The sequence below is a fragment of the Paenibacillus sp. FSL R5-0914 genome, assembly GCF_038004525.1.
In the GTDB taxonomy this organism is placed as follows: Bacteria; Bacillota; Bacilli; order Paenibacillales; family Paenibacillaceae; genus Paenibacillus_AQ.
Genome location: NZ_JBBORH010000003.1, coordinates 796,673 through 814,128, shown reverse-complemented (window position 1 = coordinate 814,128; position 17,456 = coordinate 796,673). Strand labels below are relative to the sequence as shown.

Below are 17,456 nucleotides of genomic sequence, written 5' to 3'. Positions count from 1 at the left end.
CTTATATTGACTGCTCGTCTTCATTTTTTTGTAAAATAATGAAAGAAAACGCAGGTTTCTTGTGTCTAATAGCTGAGAGGATAGGGGAATGATTTCTATGACGGCAACGCTAAAAATGTCTACAAGTTATCTTCCTGCACAAAATTCAACACGGCATCATCGACGGCCGAAGTTCTTCCCAGATCAGGGCAATTTACAAGCTCAATTTCGCAAGTCTCCGCACAGCCGTGCAGTTCCAAAAGAACCAGTTCATTACGACCTTTGCGCAGCAATGGACCGGGGATGTATAGGGCCCTTTGCGGTCCTGCGTTCCAGTAGCGGCCCAGATTAAATCCGTTGATCCAGGCAACCCCTTTATTCCATCCATCGAACCGTAGAAAAGTATCGCCAATTTCCTCCGCCTCAAAGCAGCCCCGATAGAATCCGGGCAAACCTGAAGGTGCCGCAGCTTCTTGCTTCTCCACCGTCTGCTCCTTGTACTCAAGTGAAGCCAGCGTTCCCGGTTCTAACGGAAGTGTACGGATCGTCCAGTTATATTGCAGCTGGTTATCGATTCGAACACCGTCCAGAATTCCTTTCGGATCACGAATGAGCGGCCCATAATTAATCCGACCCATATTCTCGACGAGAATATCCAGCTGCGCTCCTCCGGCAGGAATGGAAAGTTCAAGTGGCTGCGGATTCCAGCGTTCAATGACCCCAAGTACCTGTCCATCCAGGAAGACCTGCGCCCGATCACGCACACCCTCGATGTAAAGCTTCTGCCTGGTCCGTGGTCCCTGCACATAAGTGCTGTACAATATAAAACCATAGGATTGTCCGAGCTTTTCCATCGGCTGTACACACACACTTTTCACCGGCTCCGATAACTTCTCCAGATTGGAAGCTGTGAATAGTTCCGCTCTTTCCATCAAGGCAACTTTCCCGTAGGAGATCTTCGGAATCGGCTCAGGGAGCGGACAAGTCGGTGCAAATCCATGTTTGCCTAGTACCGACCGAACAGCTTCAAATTTCGCCGTCGTATCTCCCCATTCCGTGAGCGGGGCATCATAATCATAGCTTGTAGTCGTCGGCTCGTAGGCGACGATATGATTCGCCCCATTATAGAAGCCAAAATTGGTCCCGCCGTGGAACATGTACATATTGAGTGAGGAGCCATGCGTCAGGATATCATCCAGAACGCCAGCTACATCTTCGGCATCGCGCACATGATGATCCTCCATCCAATGATCAAACCAGCCGTTCCAATATTCCATCACCATCAGCGGCTCTTCAGATCGGTACTCCCGGTATTTACGGAAGGATTCCTCTGCACAGGAGCCAAAATTAACTGTAGCATGCACATCTTCCAGAGTTCCACCGAGCAACATTTCATCGGTTGGTCCGTCGGAGGTAAAGAGCAACACATCGACCCCTCTGCTGAGGAGTCCATTACGCATATATCTCAGGTAACTACTGTCATTGCCATAGCTGCCATATTCATTCTCTACCTGGACGGCCAGAATCGGCCCGCCATGTGTGGACAGTAGCGGAACCAGCCGAGGAATCAGCTCATCGTAATACCGGTCCACCTTGCTTAAATAAAGAGGATCACAGCAGCGAAGCTGAAGTTCACTGTAAGCCAGCAGCCAGGCCGGCAGACCACCGAATTCCCATTCCGCACAGATGAATGGACTCGGTCTGACAATAACATGAAGCCCAAGCTCTCCGGCCAATTCAATAAAAGAGACCACATCGGCCATGCCATCAAATACGAACTCTCCTTCCTTGGGTTCATGCATATTCCAGGCGATATAGGTCTCCACGGTATTGAATCCGCAGGCTTTCAATTTCAGCAGCCGGTCTTTCCAGTATTCAGGCACAACCCGAAAATAATGAATGGCTCCCGATACGATCCGGTAAGGCTGTCCGTCCAGCAAATAGTGTCCGTCGTTCCAAGTGAGTAGGCTCATTATCGACGACCTCCTTTTTAGCATTTATTCTAACGATTCCCCACAGTGGTAGACGGCAAGCCGTCTAATCTTAGGGCTTGCGGCAGCTACTGGCACCCGTAGTCGTATCTTCTCTGCGCATACCGGAGGGAAGGCATCGATTTTCTTATGGCCAATCGCGCTGCCACGTTTCAACTCCAGCCACGCTCCGTCACTGAATGCTTCCAGTACATATTCGCTCACTCTCTCGCCATAAGCGATGTCTTCCATTATCTCAGCGTGGTCAATCACAGTAGCTGCAGCAGGCAATTCCAGCTCAATAAGATCTCCAGTGCCTGCCGTTACGGCTAGTGCCTTGCCGAATCTACGCCCTATTTCCTTGCCAAATTCCAGCAGTCGCTGCACATCGGCCTCCGGAAGCAGCCCGCGGTTGTCAGGGGCCACATTGAGCAGCAAAGTCGCCCCATGTCCGACCGAACGATAATAAATATCCATTAGCTGCTCCAGAGACAGCAGCAGATGCTCTTCCTGAGGATGCCAGAACCAGCGGTCTTTACGGATGGGCACATCGCATTCCGCAGGCACCCAGCTCGGTGTTCCGGGAAGCCAGTTCAATGAAGCTTCACTGAACATGCTACCCCGAGCGGAATCCGCAGTGTTCCAGCATGGATAAGGAGCAAGGCCATCCTCATTGCCAACCCAGCGAATCGTTGGTGCCCCCATATTAAACACCATAGCACTTGGCTGATATTGTTTGATCAGATCCATAATTCGCCGCCAATCGTAATTACGGCCCTCAGATCCTGCACCGTCGAACCAAATCTCCGTAAGTGGGCCATAGCCCGTAAGTAGCTCCTGCAATTGCAGACAATAGAAATCATCATACGCTTGCGGATCCGCATAACATGGCTCATGTCTGTCCCATGGAGACAAATAAATGCCGAAGCCTAGTCCAAATTCACGGCAAGCCTCCTCGCACTCCTTGACAACATCGCCTCGCCCTTCTTTCCATGGGCTGGAGGCAACAGAATAAGTACTCGTTGCAGTCGGCCACAGGCAGAAGCCGTCATGATGCTTAGCGGTCAGTATAAAATAACGGAATCCAGCTTCTTTAGCTGCACTAACCCATTGGCGGGCATCCAGATGAACTGGGTTAAAGACCGTAGGTGAATCGCTACCTTCTCCCCACTCCTGATCGCAAAACGTGTTCATTCCAAAATGGCAGAACATCCCCAGCTCCAGATCCTGCCACTCCATCTGTTCCTTAGAAGGCAAAGCTACTTGCTCTTCGGACTTGTTCTTTGAAGAAATGCTTTCCATCATTTTTATACTCTCCCGTATATTTGTGTAAGCCCAATGTATAAATAAGGGCTTTGGAAAGCCGGTTGATGACCTTCCAAAGCCCCGTCCCCAACTTGGGATACCTCGCTTATTGCCTATTTACTTGATGACACCTTTTTCGTTGATAATTTTCGTTGCTTCATCAACCATCCATTGCTGCACCTTATCAATCGATTCATTTCCAAGCATGAATCTGCTGAAGCCGTCATCGATAATTTTGGTCAATTCGGAAGTTGCCGTCGTCATCACCTGCGCACCGTCAAGGAACTGAATTTCTTTATCGAAAAGTGTGTATTTGAGTGAATCCATATCATACATATCTTCTTTGCCAGCGACCAATTTAGTCAGCAAGGTCTCATTGTCAGCTTTTTTATATCCGGAGAATTCCAGTCTGTTATCACTAACAGCCGTCGACATAAATCTCATCAATTTGAAGGAAGCCTCTTTGTTCTTTGAAGTTGCGCCCATCGCCAGCATGTTGCCGCTGGTGAAGTATTTGCCTTCATAGTCTTTCGGTTCCGATCCTGCAGGAGGCACCGGTACCGGAGCAAAGGCTGTCTTGAATTCATGCGGATACTGCTCGGTGTTACCTGGATCAGCAATCGTCCAGTTGCCAGCCAAGATCATAGCAGCTTCTTCATTGAAGAATTCGGTACGATAGTTAAGCTTAGCGGCAAGAGCATCTGCATAAGATTTCGCAGATTTATCAGCAGACTCCATATCTTTACGCAGCTGGAAGAAATACTTATAAGTCGGATCCGCGAAGATCGTCGTCCCGTCATCATATACGAACGGGTCTTTCATCATCGTTTGAGCTGGAGCGTTCATGTACAATTCCCAGGTGTGGAAATATGTGCCGTAACGTTTGTCCACGCCTTCGCCTTTGGTCAGTTTTTTGGCATAGTCGCGGTAGTCATCCCATGTCCAGCCAAAAGTAGGTACAGGCAGACCCGCTTCGTCCAGTGCATCTTTATTCAGCATCACGTAGTTGCTGCTCTTCGTATATTGCAACCCATAATAGTTGTTGTCGACCTTAGCATTCACATAATATTCATCCTCAGGAACGAGGTTATCTTTCTCATAGAATTCATTCAGCGGGGCAAGCGCTCCCCGAGTCGCCCGTTCAAGCACGCCTCCCAAGCTTGGCACCTGAACAACATCAATCGCTTCACCGGAAGATATCAGGAAGTCGAGTTTCTTCAGCATCTCCACAGAATCACCGGGAACGAGTGTCACATGCTCTACTTTGATGCCTGGATTCTGATCCATAAATTCCTGCAGCATAGCATCGGTACCAGCCGACTGGGCTTCATTATCCCAGTTGTAATACTTGATGGCGACTTGCTTGTCCACCTTGGTGTTCCCGGCATTCGTACCAGCTTCAGCATTCCCATTCTTTTCCGAGTTTCCGGAATTACCACAGGCGCTTAGCGTTAAGGAAACCGCCAGCATGGAGCCCAGTACAACGGATAATCTTTTTTTGCTCTTTGTTTTCATTTTACTTCCCCCCGCACTGAATTTTAAGTATAGTGCCTTGTTCATTTCTTATTATAGGCATCCGCTTTAGTCGCCAAGTGCACAATTTTGCTGTTGTAGGATCACATTTTTGACTTTTACTATCTATCGTGTACACCCGCAGGTCAGCCCTTTACGCCGCCAAGGGAGATTCCGTTAATGACTTGCTTTTGCAGGGCAATGAACACGATGACGAGCGGGATGATCGCCGAAACAGCTGCCGTCATCATAATCGCATAGTTGTTCGAATAATCGTCCCGGAACAGTGTCATACCGAGTGGGATAGTGTACAAATTCTTATTTAGTAAGAAGATCAGCGGATTCTGGTAATCATTCCAGGTCCAGATAAATTTGATGATCGCCACCGTAGCGAGCACCGGCTTGCAGAGCGGAATAATGATAGACCAGAATATCCGTAAATGGCCTGCACCGTCAATTCGCGCCGCTTCAATGTATTCGTCGCTGACACCAATCATAAATTGCCGCAGCAGGAACGTGAAGTAGATGGAGAACATACTCATTAAAATAATTGCAGCATGAGTATCATAAAGACCGAACCAGCGAATCAGCAGAAAGCGCGGAATCAGTGTGGCCTGGTCAGGTATAATCATGAATGACAGCAGCGCCAGAAACACCATATTTCGTCCTTTGAACTTGATTTTGGTCAAGGCGTACGCCGACATAGATGAAATGATAAGTGTAATTAAGGTTGTAATAATCGCAACTTTAAAGGAATTTAAATAGAAATGAGAAAAAGGTACTCGTCCCATCCAAACCATCTTGAAATTATACGCTACATTGATCTTCTCGGGAATCCATTGGATCGGGAAGCGCATAACATCTTTCTCATATTTAAAGGCTGCGGAAATCATCCAGATCAGAGGAATAAGAAATACAATGGACAAAGCCCCCATGATGCAGGTAGTGATCACTCTGGACATATTTTTTCTAATCAGTTGCATGTTAATCTCCCCCCTTTATTCTTCATTTCTCATTTTCCAAGTAGCTGCGGTGATCAAGCCTATGACGGCGAATAGCAGCCAGGAAATTGCAGAAGCATAGCCCATGTTGTAGTATTTGAACCCTTCCTCATAGATCCTGAACACAAGCACGGTAGAAGAATTGTTCGGGCCACCTTCGGTCAAAAACGCGATGATGTCGAACACCTTAAACGAGCCAATCAGCATGGTTATAAGCAAGAAGAACGTGGTTGGACGCAGCATCGGAACCGTGATGGCAAAGAATTTCTTCAGTGCGCTAGCTCCATCTATTTCGGCGGCTTCGTAGATTTCATCGGAAATATTCGTCAAGCCGGCCATATAGATAATAATGGTGTAACCCAGACTCGCCCAAGAACTGATAATGGCAATCGATAACAGCGAGGTCTTTGGATCCACCAGCCATTTTGGAGGGCTGGAAATTCCAAGCTCCATCAAGAACTGATTGATCGGTCCAAGGGATGGATGGAACAATGCGCTCCATACAGCGGCAATTGCAATAATCGAAGAAATATAAGGGATAAAGAAGGCAACTTTGAAATAATTTTTAAGAAATACACTATTTTGAATCAATGCCGCCAGCACCAAAGCAATCGCAATCGGTATCGGCACGGTCATAATCATATAAATAGCATTGTTCTTCAAAGCTTGAATGATGCTCGGATCATGGAACATTTTGATATAGTTATCCAATCCGATAAACTCGATCCCTTGAACCCCCGACAATAGATCCCATTTCGAGAAGCTTAAATAAAGTGAGAATCCAAGTGCAAATACATTTAGAAAAAGCATTCCGACAATTTCCGGAGCTAGAAACAGCCACCCGGTCAAAGCCTCTTTCCGCTGCGGAGTCCAGAACTTCCGCTTCTCCTGCAGAATTTTTGGCACAGGTTGTTTTGCAGCCTCCACGTTGTATCACCTCGACAATTTGATTTGTCATTATAGTAATATATCCGCCTCCCGCATGAAGGAGTGATTATGACCCGAGATGTGCAAGATTTTGACCTTTGTCTTTCGACAACAAAAAAACCGCCCAAGATGGGCGGCGGGTTTATTCGGTAGGTTGAGATTTGCACTTCTCAGCGTACTGAGTGTTTGGATTTATATTCGCTCGGCGTAGTTCCCACATATTTTTTAAATACTTTTGAAAAATAGGTTCTGTCCGAATATCCCAGACCAACGGCCAGCGATTCCAGGTTTTGGCTGGAGATTTTCAGCATTTTGGTCGCAACCTTCATCTTGTGCTGATGCACATAGTCCGTAAAGGTCAGACCTGTCATGCGTTTGAAATAACGCGAGAAATAGCTCGGGTCCAGAAAGAGATAACGTGCCATATCGATTGAAGTGATGTTATCGCCAAGATGCTGATCGATAAATTGCTGGATAAGCTGCAGCTTGGGCTCCTGCGGGGGAGTTCCCGCCACCTGCTGTTTGTTGCCTGTAATCTGCACAAGCTTTCTTTCCACCAGTTCCATCGTATCCTCCAGTGTGCGGGTTTGCACGAGATAGACGAACAGATCCTCATCGAATGTTAGGCTAGTGAACATCAGCTCGATACCTCGGAGCATAAAGGATAAATCCCGGACGAAATCGCCCGGATGGATAGCCATAACTTTTGCAGTCCTAGCGATTTCCTGAAGAGTGCCACGGATGGCTTCAAGATCATTTTTAATCACGGCCCGTTCCATCTGCGGGATATAACTATCCAGAAATCCTTGAGGAGCAGGCTGGAAGCGAGGGGTAGCGATTTGCAGAGTATCCAGAACTGTGTATTCCGCACTCGCATAGAACTCGCACTTGTCTTGGACAATTTGCCGATGAATCTGTCCAATTGCCTGCAGCTCTATTTTCTCAGTGACTGCGATGATGCCCGGTTGAATCTTAAGGAGATGGGAGCACTCGGAACACAATCGCTGTAAATAATCATGAAAATAAAGACTGGCATTCTGCGCCAGATTCACACGGTAATTATACAGAATCACAATATTCTTCTGCTCCAAAAAAGGCGTAATCCCCTCACACGCTTCGGACAGCTCTAGGGCTATATTGTAGATGGCATATAAAATAAGTGGATACTCGCTCTGCTTGTACCTCTTCTCGAAACTGGAAAAGTGAATGCTGACCGTGCCCAGCATGAACCACGGATACGTCCAGGATATGCCGATTTGCGCCGCATAGGCTAGCGTGGTTTCGGGCGGAGCGCCGCCAATCACCCTTTGCAGCAGATTCTGCCGGAATAACTGGCTATTGTATCCCGTTTCCCCATGCTTGATTAGCCCGATCTTCGATTTAAGCAAGCGTACAGACTTGGCAAGGCTTTTCTCCAGTTGCTCGTCCGTAAGCTGGTCCTTAATTAAATAGTCATCCACCTTCAGCTTTACCGCTTGCTGAGCATAATGGAAATCCTCATGACAGGTCAGGAAAATAATTCTGACCTCCGGCTTCATCCGGGTAAAGTAATCGGCCAGCTCAATCCCGTTCTTTTGCGGCAAGCCAATATCTGTGATCACGATATCGGGTTGTACTTCCTCAAACATTAATAACGCCTTGGCACTGGAATAGGTGCTGCCGACAATCTGCAAGCTATGTGCTTCCCAGTCAATCATCTGCTGAAGCACCTTGAGCATAGGAACATCATCATCTATGAGCATCACTTTATACATCAATATCCCTCTCTCTCTCGGGCAGATTAACCTGATGATTGCCTTGCGGCAAATACAGAGAAACGGACACCCCACCTTGCGGCAAATTATGCAGCGACAAGCGGGTATCCTGACCATAGGTCAGCCTCAGCCTTTGAACCACGTTAATTAAACCGACCCTTTGATAAGTTCCATCCTGTTCATCGTCCTTGTAGAGCAATCTGCGGTTCAGTCCTGCCAGAATTTCTGCCCCTGCTCCGCAGCCATTGTCTTCGACTTCAATCATAATCCCATCAGGGATCGTTCGCGCACGGACGACAATACGCGGTGCCGGGTGGTCTACTAGACCGTGAACGATAGCATTCTCTACGAGAGGCTGCAGAATAAGTTTAGGTACGATGAGCTTCTCTGTATCCGCTTCCAGATCGACCTCCAGTTCAAGAGGGATTTCGTTGCGGATCTTCATGATGTCGATATAATGACCAAGCAGTCTGCATTCTTCCCGTAAGGTAGCCGGTTCATTGACCTTCAGATAGGCACGGAGAAGACTCATTAGCGAATCAATGATCCCGCTGTGCAGCTTATCTTTAGCCAAAATAAGGCTACATTTGATCGAATTCAACGTGTTGATCAAAAAGTGGGGACGAATCTGCATAAACAGCGCCTCAAGTTCCATCACTCGCTTCTGTTCTTGCTCCAGCTCGATGTCGTGAATCAATCCTTGCAGTTGATCCAGCATAGTATTCAATGTCTGCCCTAGCTCAGCGATTTCATCCTTGCCCTTGACCTCCAGCCTGACATCAAGATTCCCCATCCCGAACTGGCGCACAACGCGCTGCAGCTTCATGATCGGACTATGCAATCTTTTGGCAATCAGCATGGAAGTAGCCGAAAAGACAATAAACAAGAGAAGCACTAAACCAATGCCACTATAAAAAGTTCGCGAAATCTGGCCCGACCATTCTTTCTCTGAAGCTTCATAGACCAGCTCCCAATTGGATTTGTCGATGGCTCTGGCCGTACGCACGCTCCCTCTAGCTTCCTTGCCATCTGGGGCTAGCTCTGAGTTCCCGGCGATCAGACCTCCTCTGGAATCAAACAACGCCAGCTTGCCAAACTCGACCGGCCCGAACAATTTGTTGAAATAGGCATCGGGAATCGAGATGAGAAGCACGGACACCTGCTGTTTCTCCCGGCTATCATAGATTACTCTGGCAATATAGTAGCTACTGCTTTTACCGGAACCGCTGTCAGCCATCCCAAGCCATTGCAAGGTCTCCGGTTCGTGAATATTGACACGTCCCATCAGCTTGTCCATGTTGGCATTAATCACGGATAAATTCTCAGTCCCAGAGGAGATCACAAAGTGTTTCCGGTTAACCAAATACATGCGAATGTTATTATTTAGCGGCTTAGAGTTGATGAGCGAAAACACATCCTGAATTTGCGTAAAATGTACGTAATCCTGATAGGTGTTCAATCGCTCGGTATCTGCAAAGACCTTCAGATTGGCGCGAAAATTGGTATCGTTTACAATAAAATGCGATGCAAATGTCACATCATCAATGGTCTTGTTTAGTTCGTCAATCATAACGTTCAGAAAGTTATCGTTGCTGAGCTGCAACTTCTCTACCATCGTATCCCGAATAAGCACAAAGGAGATGATCGATACTGCAATCAGCGGAATAAAAATCAGCAAAAGAAATGAAACCTGGATACGTCTATAGTAAGTGAATTTGAACATGTTTTCTCCGCGCCTCTCTCATGCTCTTTTCTTTTATTCTATCAGCCCGTTATCCAGTATACATGCATTATCTGATTACCGTGACTTTCTTTTGACCGTTTGCGAAAACTATAAGCACCACTTCACCAAATATTTGTACACCTTCCACTACATAGGAATCCAAGTGGCTGGATGGAACCTCATGGCTGATCACGATAATATGCTCCTCATTCCTTTCAGGGAAGCTGATGCGGCATGCCTCCGCCTGCACGGCATCCACAGGTTCACCCGTATGGCGGTAAATCGGCACCTGTTCAACCAGTGGACAGAACGGCTCACCGGAAGGCTGCGGGTACAGCATCTGCATCATCGATACCGTTCCTTTTCCCGTTCGAGCGTAAACGGCATGCTGATTAGGTTCCAGCAGATTGTATTCGCGGGAAATTACCCCGTCATCAATCTTGCCCTGAAGTCCTTTAACATTAACGGGAATGATGCAAAGATTGGCTTCCTGCTCATTTTTTGTACGGCAAATGAATGTCTCGTCTTCCATCTGAACCGCTCCGGGTGCAAAATGAAAATGCTGGGAAAACGTATGCTCCTGACGGCAGCTAAAGCTGTCGACCAGAAGCCAGTAATAAGGCTTGATGAATATGATCCTCCTTAGCAGGTGTACCGGATCATCCAAATGACGGTAGCCATCATGGCTGCCCTCAACATAATCAAAGTCCGGATTGCTGATCCATTTGCTGCCTGTCGGCTTCGCAATTTGGGAGAAGGACCATGTATCCGTGATTTCAGTGAATCCAATTCCGTCAACAGTAGTCGTATTATGGGCAGCGCTTTCTTTTAACGCTTTTCTAAGTGGTGTGTGATCACTATAGTTGTATCTGCCCAGATCGGTAAGCATATCCCGCCCAAAGGCATGCAGATCGAAATGTAGCAAATCCGCGTGACCATGTCCACCACCAAGCGGTCCGCAGTGGAAATATAGGTACAAGTCCTGCTCGTCCCAACCCGTTCGCATCATATAATGACCGGAATGTGTGAAAGAGCGCGACAAGTAAGGCGGTTCCTCCGCAATCAGCTGCTCGTAGCCTTCAACTCCATTCATTCCGAACAACCAGGCATTGTCATAATCCATATGATCATATCCGCCAAAGCGGAGCACAGAATCCTGGAACAACCAACCTGCATAAGTCAAAATCGAACGGACATCGCTGTCATCGCTATCCCCGAGCATCGGCTGCCGATGATTCGGTTTGGTCCAATACAAGGAAGCGACGGCCATTTGATGAACTTTTTGCTGAAGTTCATCCTGTAGCTCCAGTCCATTCATCCGAGCCAAGCGGATGCAGTCGAGAAAACATACCAGAACCTCATGGTGATAGGTAGGCGATTGCTCCCAATGGATACCGTCCGCCATGACCTGGATTCTAGCCGTCTCCCCCAATCTCTCCTCACCTAGCTGTCGCCAAATCTTTGCCCTAGTGAACTCAGGGAAGTAGAGCGCGGTTTGGAATAAACCACAAGTCTCCAGAACGCCCCAATTGCTGATATTCTTCCAGCCCGTAAACGATAAAGCTAAATATTCGCTGTGTTCATGAAGGGATATCATCACTTTCGCCAGAAGCGTCGGTGTGAGCAGCGGACTATCCTGTATATAGGACAACGCTTTGATCCAGTTCGCACAGCGAAGACCCGCTTCAATGGTGCGCCAAGTCAACGTATCTTTCGTAGGCATGTCTGGAACAGGATTACGGTCCATCCAATCTTCAAGTTGACAGCAAAATGTTCTCGCATACTCCTCATTACCTGTTATCGCATACGCTTGTCCTAATGCCACCCAGTAGCGGTGGCGATTCAGCATATAAGCCCATTCTACATCCTTGTCCGGAACATAGCCCCAGTCAATTTCTTCCTCAAAGGTAACCGGAATGCGGCTGCGTTCCATGTCCCAGGGAAAGCGGAAGAGAAACGTCTGCTCCACAACTTCATCCGCTGTCTTCAATACGGCTTTCAGCTCATCTGCGCAATATTGCTGTATATAGTCGATATGCTGCTGTTTCCGTCTGTCCTCTGCCTGCCAGCCCGGCGTGCTCCGACTAGTCATATACCGATGTAATTCAGTCAGCGCATCGTCCTGCCGCACTTGACTGAGCGCATCCTTCACGGAAGCTAGAGCGGGTAACTCAAGGTCGAGTAGCGTAAAGACAGCATAGGGAGAGGTTGATCGGCAATCAGCGTTCATACCAGTACCCCCTAGTGCCTTTTTGCAGCCGCAGCAACGCTTCGAGGTAGAAATAATCTCCCCAGATCATGAAATCATCCGGAGACAGACCGCCGCGTACATGGTAAGAGCCGTGCTTCAGCAGCCCCTCCGCGTCTTCACCGATCGTGGAATAGTTCTGCACAAGTGAAGTCATCGACTGTATTAACCCCTGCTGAAAATAAGCCCGTTCGGGATCTTCCTCCTCCATTAGCTCCAGCAGTTCCTGTAGTCCAGCCGCAACAATTGCAGAGGCCGAGCTATCCCGGTACGTATCCGCAGCCACTGGAGCATTAAAGTCCCAGTAAGCGACATGATCCTGTGGCAAATGCTCCAGAAAATAGCGGGCCATCCGCTTGGATGTTTCCAAATACAACGGATCCTTAGTATAGCGGTAAGATAATGCAAAACCGTAGACGCCCCAGGCTTGCCCGCGTGTCCAAGTCGATCCGTTAGTATAACCCTGGTGTGTAGCACCGCCAATCGGCTCTCCGGTCTTCTGGTCGAAGAAAAACGTATGGTAGGAGCTGTCATCTCCCCGCACCAGATAACGTTTCGTTTTATCCGCCTGCATGACCGCCACCTGCCGATATAGGGAATCACCGGTCTGTTGTTCCGCCCAATACAGAAGAGGGAGATTCAACAGACAATCAATAATGATGCGCCCACCTTCCTGGGCATCTCCCACAGGTCCCCAAGCCTGAATATAACCGCCGCCTGTGCGCCAGCGCTTCAGTAATAAGTCTGCCGCCTGCAGTGTCAACTGACGCGCGGATTCGTCTTTATCTATAATCCACTGGGCCTTGGAGGATAACGAATACAAAAATCCGATGTCGTGATGATCAAGCACCGTCTTTGCCGCGAAACGGCGGCGGAAATCCTCTACGGTATGAGATGCCGCGATACGAAAGCTGTCATCCTGCGTATATTCATAGCACAACCACAACATGCCGCTCCAGAATCCATTGGTCCAGTCGTCATTGTTATTGAGCTGGTAAGTTCCATTCATGCTGACATGAGGGAATCTGCCCCCAAATCGGTCTATATTCTTACGTACCTTCTCTATCGCATCTTCAATCGCATTGCTCCACATAAGTTCCTTGCTCCCTTCGGGCTCTTCGTTTCTTATGTTTCATGATAAGGAGAGTCAACAGGATCTAATAGGGGCGATTTTTGCTTTGATGTGCATTATTTTGACTTTTGTACGAAGTAACAAAACGTATAACTATTTATGGAAAAATACGTTAGAATCAGAAAGTGACTTACAACTTTCATTTTTTTTAGAAACGGAGTGTCCTATTAATGAAAAAGCTAGGTGCATTATTTTTATCCATTTTCATGGTTATGTCTGTCTTTACCACTGCCCATGCGGCTGAAAAGCCTGTCGGTGTGTGGATTGATGGAACAGAAGTAAAGTTAGGAAATTCTAACCCTGTTGTAGAAAAAGGAACTACCTTGGTTCCTATGCGTCCACTCCTAGAGAAGCTTAATGTAAATATGAATTGGAATAAAAAGACCCAAACCGTAACGGGGACCAAAAATGGACTAGCCCTCTCTCTGACTATCGGCAGCACCACAGCAACGGTAAACGGGGAGAAGAAAAAACTAGAGGTGGCTCCTAAAACCATCAACAATGTCACCTATGTTCCTGTCCGCTTTATCGGTGAAACGATCGGCTATAAGGTAGAATGGAATGCGGCGCAGCGCACCATCACCTTTGTAGCTAATAACGAGGCTGCAGGCAGCACCGGATTCTTATGGAAAGTGGAGAACAACGGAAATACCGTCTATCTACTTGGCTCTATCCATGTGGCTAATGACAAAATGTACCCGCTACGCCCGGAAATTGAAGCTGCTTTTGAAGCATCTCAATATCTCGGGGTCGAAGTTGACTTAACAAAGGTTGATCAAACGGAGATGCAAAAGTTCCTTACGGAGAAAGGTTCTTATACAGATGGGACCAAGCTCAAGGATCACGTATCCGCTGATACCTATAACAAAGTTGTTGCGCTTCTGAAAGCGAATGGTCTTGCAGGAAATGCATTCGATTCCTATAAGCCATGGGTCGTTACTCAAGGTATCTCAAGCCTACAAATGCAAACAACAGATTATACACCGGATACGGGTATCGACCTATATTTCACACAGAAGGCAGGTAAACTGAATAAACCTATCATTGAATTGGAAAATATGCAATTGCAGCTGAACATGTTCAATCAATTCTCAGATGGATTGCAAGAAAAGCTTCTCCTTGATACACTCGATAGCCTCAAGCAAACGGACAAAGCTGCAGCAACGGCTTCGCTGGATGCATTATCCCAAATGTGGATGCAGGGGGATGAACAATCACTCGTAGCTATGACACAAGCGGTCGCTAAGGAGCCAGAATACTATAAGGGTCTTGTTTCGGATCGGAATGCCAACATGGCGAAGCATGTAAAAGAGTATTTAAATAGTGATAAAAAAGCGACTTATCTTGTCGTTGTTGGTGCACTACACATGCTGGGTGATGATGGCATTGTGACTCAATTGCAAAAAGACGGCTTTAACGTCGTCAAACAATAAATACTAGTGTCAAAATAAATACTAGTGTCAAAATAAATAAGGCTGTCTCTTAGTCATCTACAATGACTATGGAGGCAGCCTTTTATTTTTACTTTTTTAGCTCAATCTAAAAATAGTAGTAAATTGACGTGAAGACAGAGCGGAGGGGTGGAGGGATTCTGGAGAAACGCCAGTGTTCGCCTTTAAAGACCCATTTCAACTGCTAATCTTTCTACCACTTGATTAACTGATCCACCTTCACCGGAAGTCCAGTAGCGATCGAACGATTAGCCGCAATCCCGGTCATAATAGACAACGCCCCATCCACATGGGAAGCTGCACGATTAAACCGATCCTCCACAGGTCGTTCAAAAATATCACGGAGCATGACCGGATCTCCGCCCCCATGTCCCCCAACGCCTTCTTCAATTTCAACTTCATAAGGCGGCGCAAAATGAGGGAATACAGTGATTTGCTTGTCCTTTAGTGCCCCTTCATCTTCTTTCTTCCCCCCAGCGTTTACATAGGACTGTTCAACAACCTTAACTTCCATCCGCCCCTTCGTCCCATTAAATACTACAATGAAGCCTTCCCAAGGCAAATAAGCATTAAGTGAATAGTTCATAATCGTCTTGTTTTTGTATTTGACCATGACTGCCATCGTATCCTCAATACTGATATTATCACCGAATACACTTTGATCTCGCAGGTACCCATCCTCATGCTCGGCATCCAGATACATCTGCTTAAGCTGCTCGTTGTCTTTTAGCTGAAGTGCAAAGGGATCATTTTCCGCTGCACTACTCCCATGGGCACGCTGATAAAACTCCGTCACCCCGCGCTTCTCCGCATTCTCTCTGCCATAGAACCTTAAATCTCCCATGGCATAGATCGTATCCGGACGAGAGCCCAACCAGAAATTCATCAAATCGAAATGATGTGTTGATTTATGAACCAACAGCCCTCCGCTGTTCCGTTTATCCCGATGCCATCTGCGGAAGTAATCCGCCCCATGCTGCGTATTTAGCAGCCACTCAAAATTGACGGATAACACTTCTCCAATCGCCCCATCCATGATCAATTCACGGATTTTGGTATTGTGCGGGGCATAGCGGTAATTGAACGTAACACGCAGTTTTTTCCCCGTCCGCTCAATCGCTTCAAGAATTTCCTGACATTTCTCTTCATCCACCGTCATTGGTTTCTCCGAAATCACATCACAGCCAAGCTCCATCGCCCGGATAATATAATGGTGATGTGTGCGGTCAATACTCGTAACGATAACTACATCCGGCTTAGTCTCTTCAATCATACGATCAAACTCATGAGCTTTATAAGTAGGAACCGCATGATACTGATATTTCCCTTTCAGTAATCGATTCGCATAATCCATTCTTGCCCCATTCACATCGCAAAAGCCTACAATTTCTGAAGTTTCACGATAATTCGTAGTTATCTCACCATAGAAGAACTCCGCTCGGCCACCGGTTCCTACGAATACATATTTCTTCTTCGACACAAGGATCACTCCATCGCTATTGATTTTGATGCCGTTTCTTCTTATAGTTTATAGTATAAAATACATTCAAATCTAAGCGATTATTAGCAAAAATAGCGAAAACTTTGCATATATTAGCTTCATTATCTGAAAGGGGCAAATCTACAATGGAACAGGAGCTAGAACCTCCATTTATCATTGAACAAATCAAAAGAGCCGGCCCATTCAGCATGGATTCCGACCATTATCACGATACATATGAAATTTATTATTTACTCGCAGGTGAGCGCAGCTATTATATCAACAATCTGATTTATACCTTACGCAAAGGTGATTTGATATTTATTAACAAAAATGAACTCCATCGCACCACTTCTAAGGGCTCAGCACGCCATGAGCGAATATTGATTAACTTTGAGGAGGACTTTCTGCAAAAAACGTTGGCGAACTACGACCTAAGTATTCCTTTTTTAACTACACAAAGCTTACTTCTGCGTCCCGGAGTACATGAACAAGGAGCCATCGAATCTATCCTTTTCTCTATGCTAAAAGAACAAGAGGAGCATCGATCACAGCAAATCCCTTATCTTCAGACACTTCTCATCCAGTTATTTATTGAAATGAACAGAGTACAAGAAATAAGCCGCGAGCCCATCGCTCCTGAGAGCAGTGAGAAGCAGCTTAAAGTCTACGAAATGATCGATTATTTACAGGCACATTATGTTGAAAAGCTTACATTAGAGCAGCTATCCGAAACTTTTTTCATCAGCAGTACCTATCTTTGCCGTTTATTCAAACAGACCACTGGCTTCACCATTGTTGAATATCTAAACTACATTCGGATCAAGGAAGCCCAACGACTCTTGCAGAGCACTAACACTAAAGTCACTACCATTGCAGAGAATACAGGCTTTGACAGCATCGCCCACTTTGGGCGGGTGTTTAAGCAAATCGCGAAATGCTCACCTCTGCAATACCGCAAGCAGAATCGCTGA

General features: G+C 46.8%; 12 protein-coding genes. 2 read left to right on the top strand and 10 right to left on the bottom strand.

Annotated elements, in window-relative coordinates; translation table 11 throughout:
- Positions 1-119: 119 nt before the first annotated feature.
- From MKX60_RS26955 to MKX60_RS26915, 9 genes are all read right to left on the bottom strand, one after another.
- Positions 120-1,952 carry a glycoside hydrolase family 35 protein gene (locus MKX60_RS26955; protein ID WP_076284297.1) on the bottom strand — a complete coding sequence of 611 codons (1,833 nt, stop codon included), beginning with the start codon at positions 1,950-1,952 and terminating at the stop codon, positions 120-122.
- 24 nt (positions 1,953-1,976) lie between these two features.
- Complete coding sequence (locus MKX60_RS26950) at positions 1,977-3,254, bottom strand: alpha-L-fucosidase (RefSeq protein WP_256721619.1); 1,278 nt, start codon at positions 3,252-3,254, stop codon at positions 1,977-1,979.
- A 117-nt stretch (positions 3,255-3,371) separates the two neighbouring features.
- Positions 3,372-4,769: an ABC transporter substrate-binding protein gene (locus tag MKX60_RS26945; protein ID WP_341061506.1), complete on the bottom strand. Its 1,398-nt coding sequence runs from the start codon at positions 4,767-4,769 to the stop codon at positions 3,372-3,374.
- 143 nt (positions 4,770-4,912) lie between these two features.
- Positions 4,913-5,749, bottom strand: coding sequence for a carbohydrate ABC transporter permease (locus MKX60_RS26940; protein WP_042186014.1), 837 nt, complete (start codon positions 5,747-5,749; stop codon positions 4,913-4,915).
- Between the two features lie 15 nt (positions 5,750-5,764).
- On the bottom strand, positions 5,765-6,694 hold the full coding sequence (locus MKX60_RS26935) for a carbohydrate ABC transporter permease (protein WP_042125419.1): 930 nt from the start codon (positions 6,692-6,694) through the stop codon (positions 5,765-5,767).
- A 170-nt stretch (positions 6,695-6,864) separates the two neighbouring features.
- Positions 6,865-8,448: a response regulator transcription factor gene (locus tag MKX60_RS26930; RefSeq protein ID WP_341061505.1), complete on the bottom strand. Its 1,584-nt coding sequence runs from the start codon at positions 8,446-8,448 to the stop codon at positions 6,865-6,867.
- Entirely contained in the window at positions 8,441-10,171 is a 1,731-nt protein-coding gene (locus MKX60_RS26925; protein WP_341061504.1) for a sensor histidine kinase, read from the bottom strand. Before MKX60_RS26925 ends, MKX60_RS26930 begins: the two co-directional genes overlap by 8 nt.
- Before the next feature lie 67 nt (positions 10,172-10,238).
- Positions 10,239-12,401: an alginate lyase family protein gene (locus MKX60_RS26920; RefSeq protein ID WP_341061503.1), complete on the bottom strand. Its 2,163-nt coding sequence runs from the start codon at positions 12,399-12,401 to the stop codon at positions 10,239-10,241.
- Positions 12,391-13,512 carry a glycoside hydrolase family 88 protein gene (locus MKX60_RS26915; protein WP_076284301.1) on the bottom strand — a complete coding sequence of 374 codons (1,122 nt, stop codon included), beginning with the start codon at positions 13,510-13,512 and terminating at the stop codon, positions 12,391-12,393. Before MKX60_RS26915 ends, MKX60_RS26920 begins: the two co-directional genes overlap by 11 nt.
- A 209-nt stretch (positions 13,513-13,721) precedes the next feature.
- On the opposite strand from MKX60_RS26915, the gene MKX60_RS26910 reads away from it, so the two are divergent.
- Positions 13,722-14,984 (top strand): TraB/GumN family protein, encoded by a 1,263-nt coding sequence (locus MKX60_RS26910; protein ID WP_341061502.1) that lies wholly within the window; start codon positions 13,722-13,724, stop codon positions 14,982-14,984.
- A 211-nt stretch (positions 14,985-15,195) separates the two neighbouring features.
- Here MKX60_RS26910 and MKX60_RS26905 read toward each other — a convergent pair whose 3' ends face one another.
- A complete protein-coding gene (locus tag MKX60_RS26905; RefSeq protein ID WP_341061500.1) occupies positions 15,196-16,482 on the bottom strand; it encodes a Gfo/Idh/MocA family protein in 1,287 nt (428 codons plus the stop codon).
- Positions 16,483-16,628: 146 nt separating this feature from the next.
- Here MKX60_RS26905 and MKX60_RS26900 point away from each other — a divergent pair, with 146 nt between their 5' ends.
- A complete protein-coding gene (locus MKX60_RS26900) occupies positions 16,629-17,456 on the top strand; it encodes a helix-turn-helix transcriptional regulator (protein ID WP_341061499.1) in 828 nt (275 codons plus the stop codon).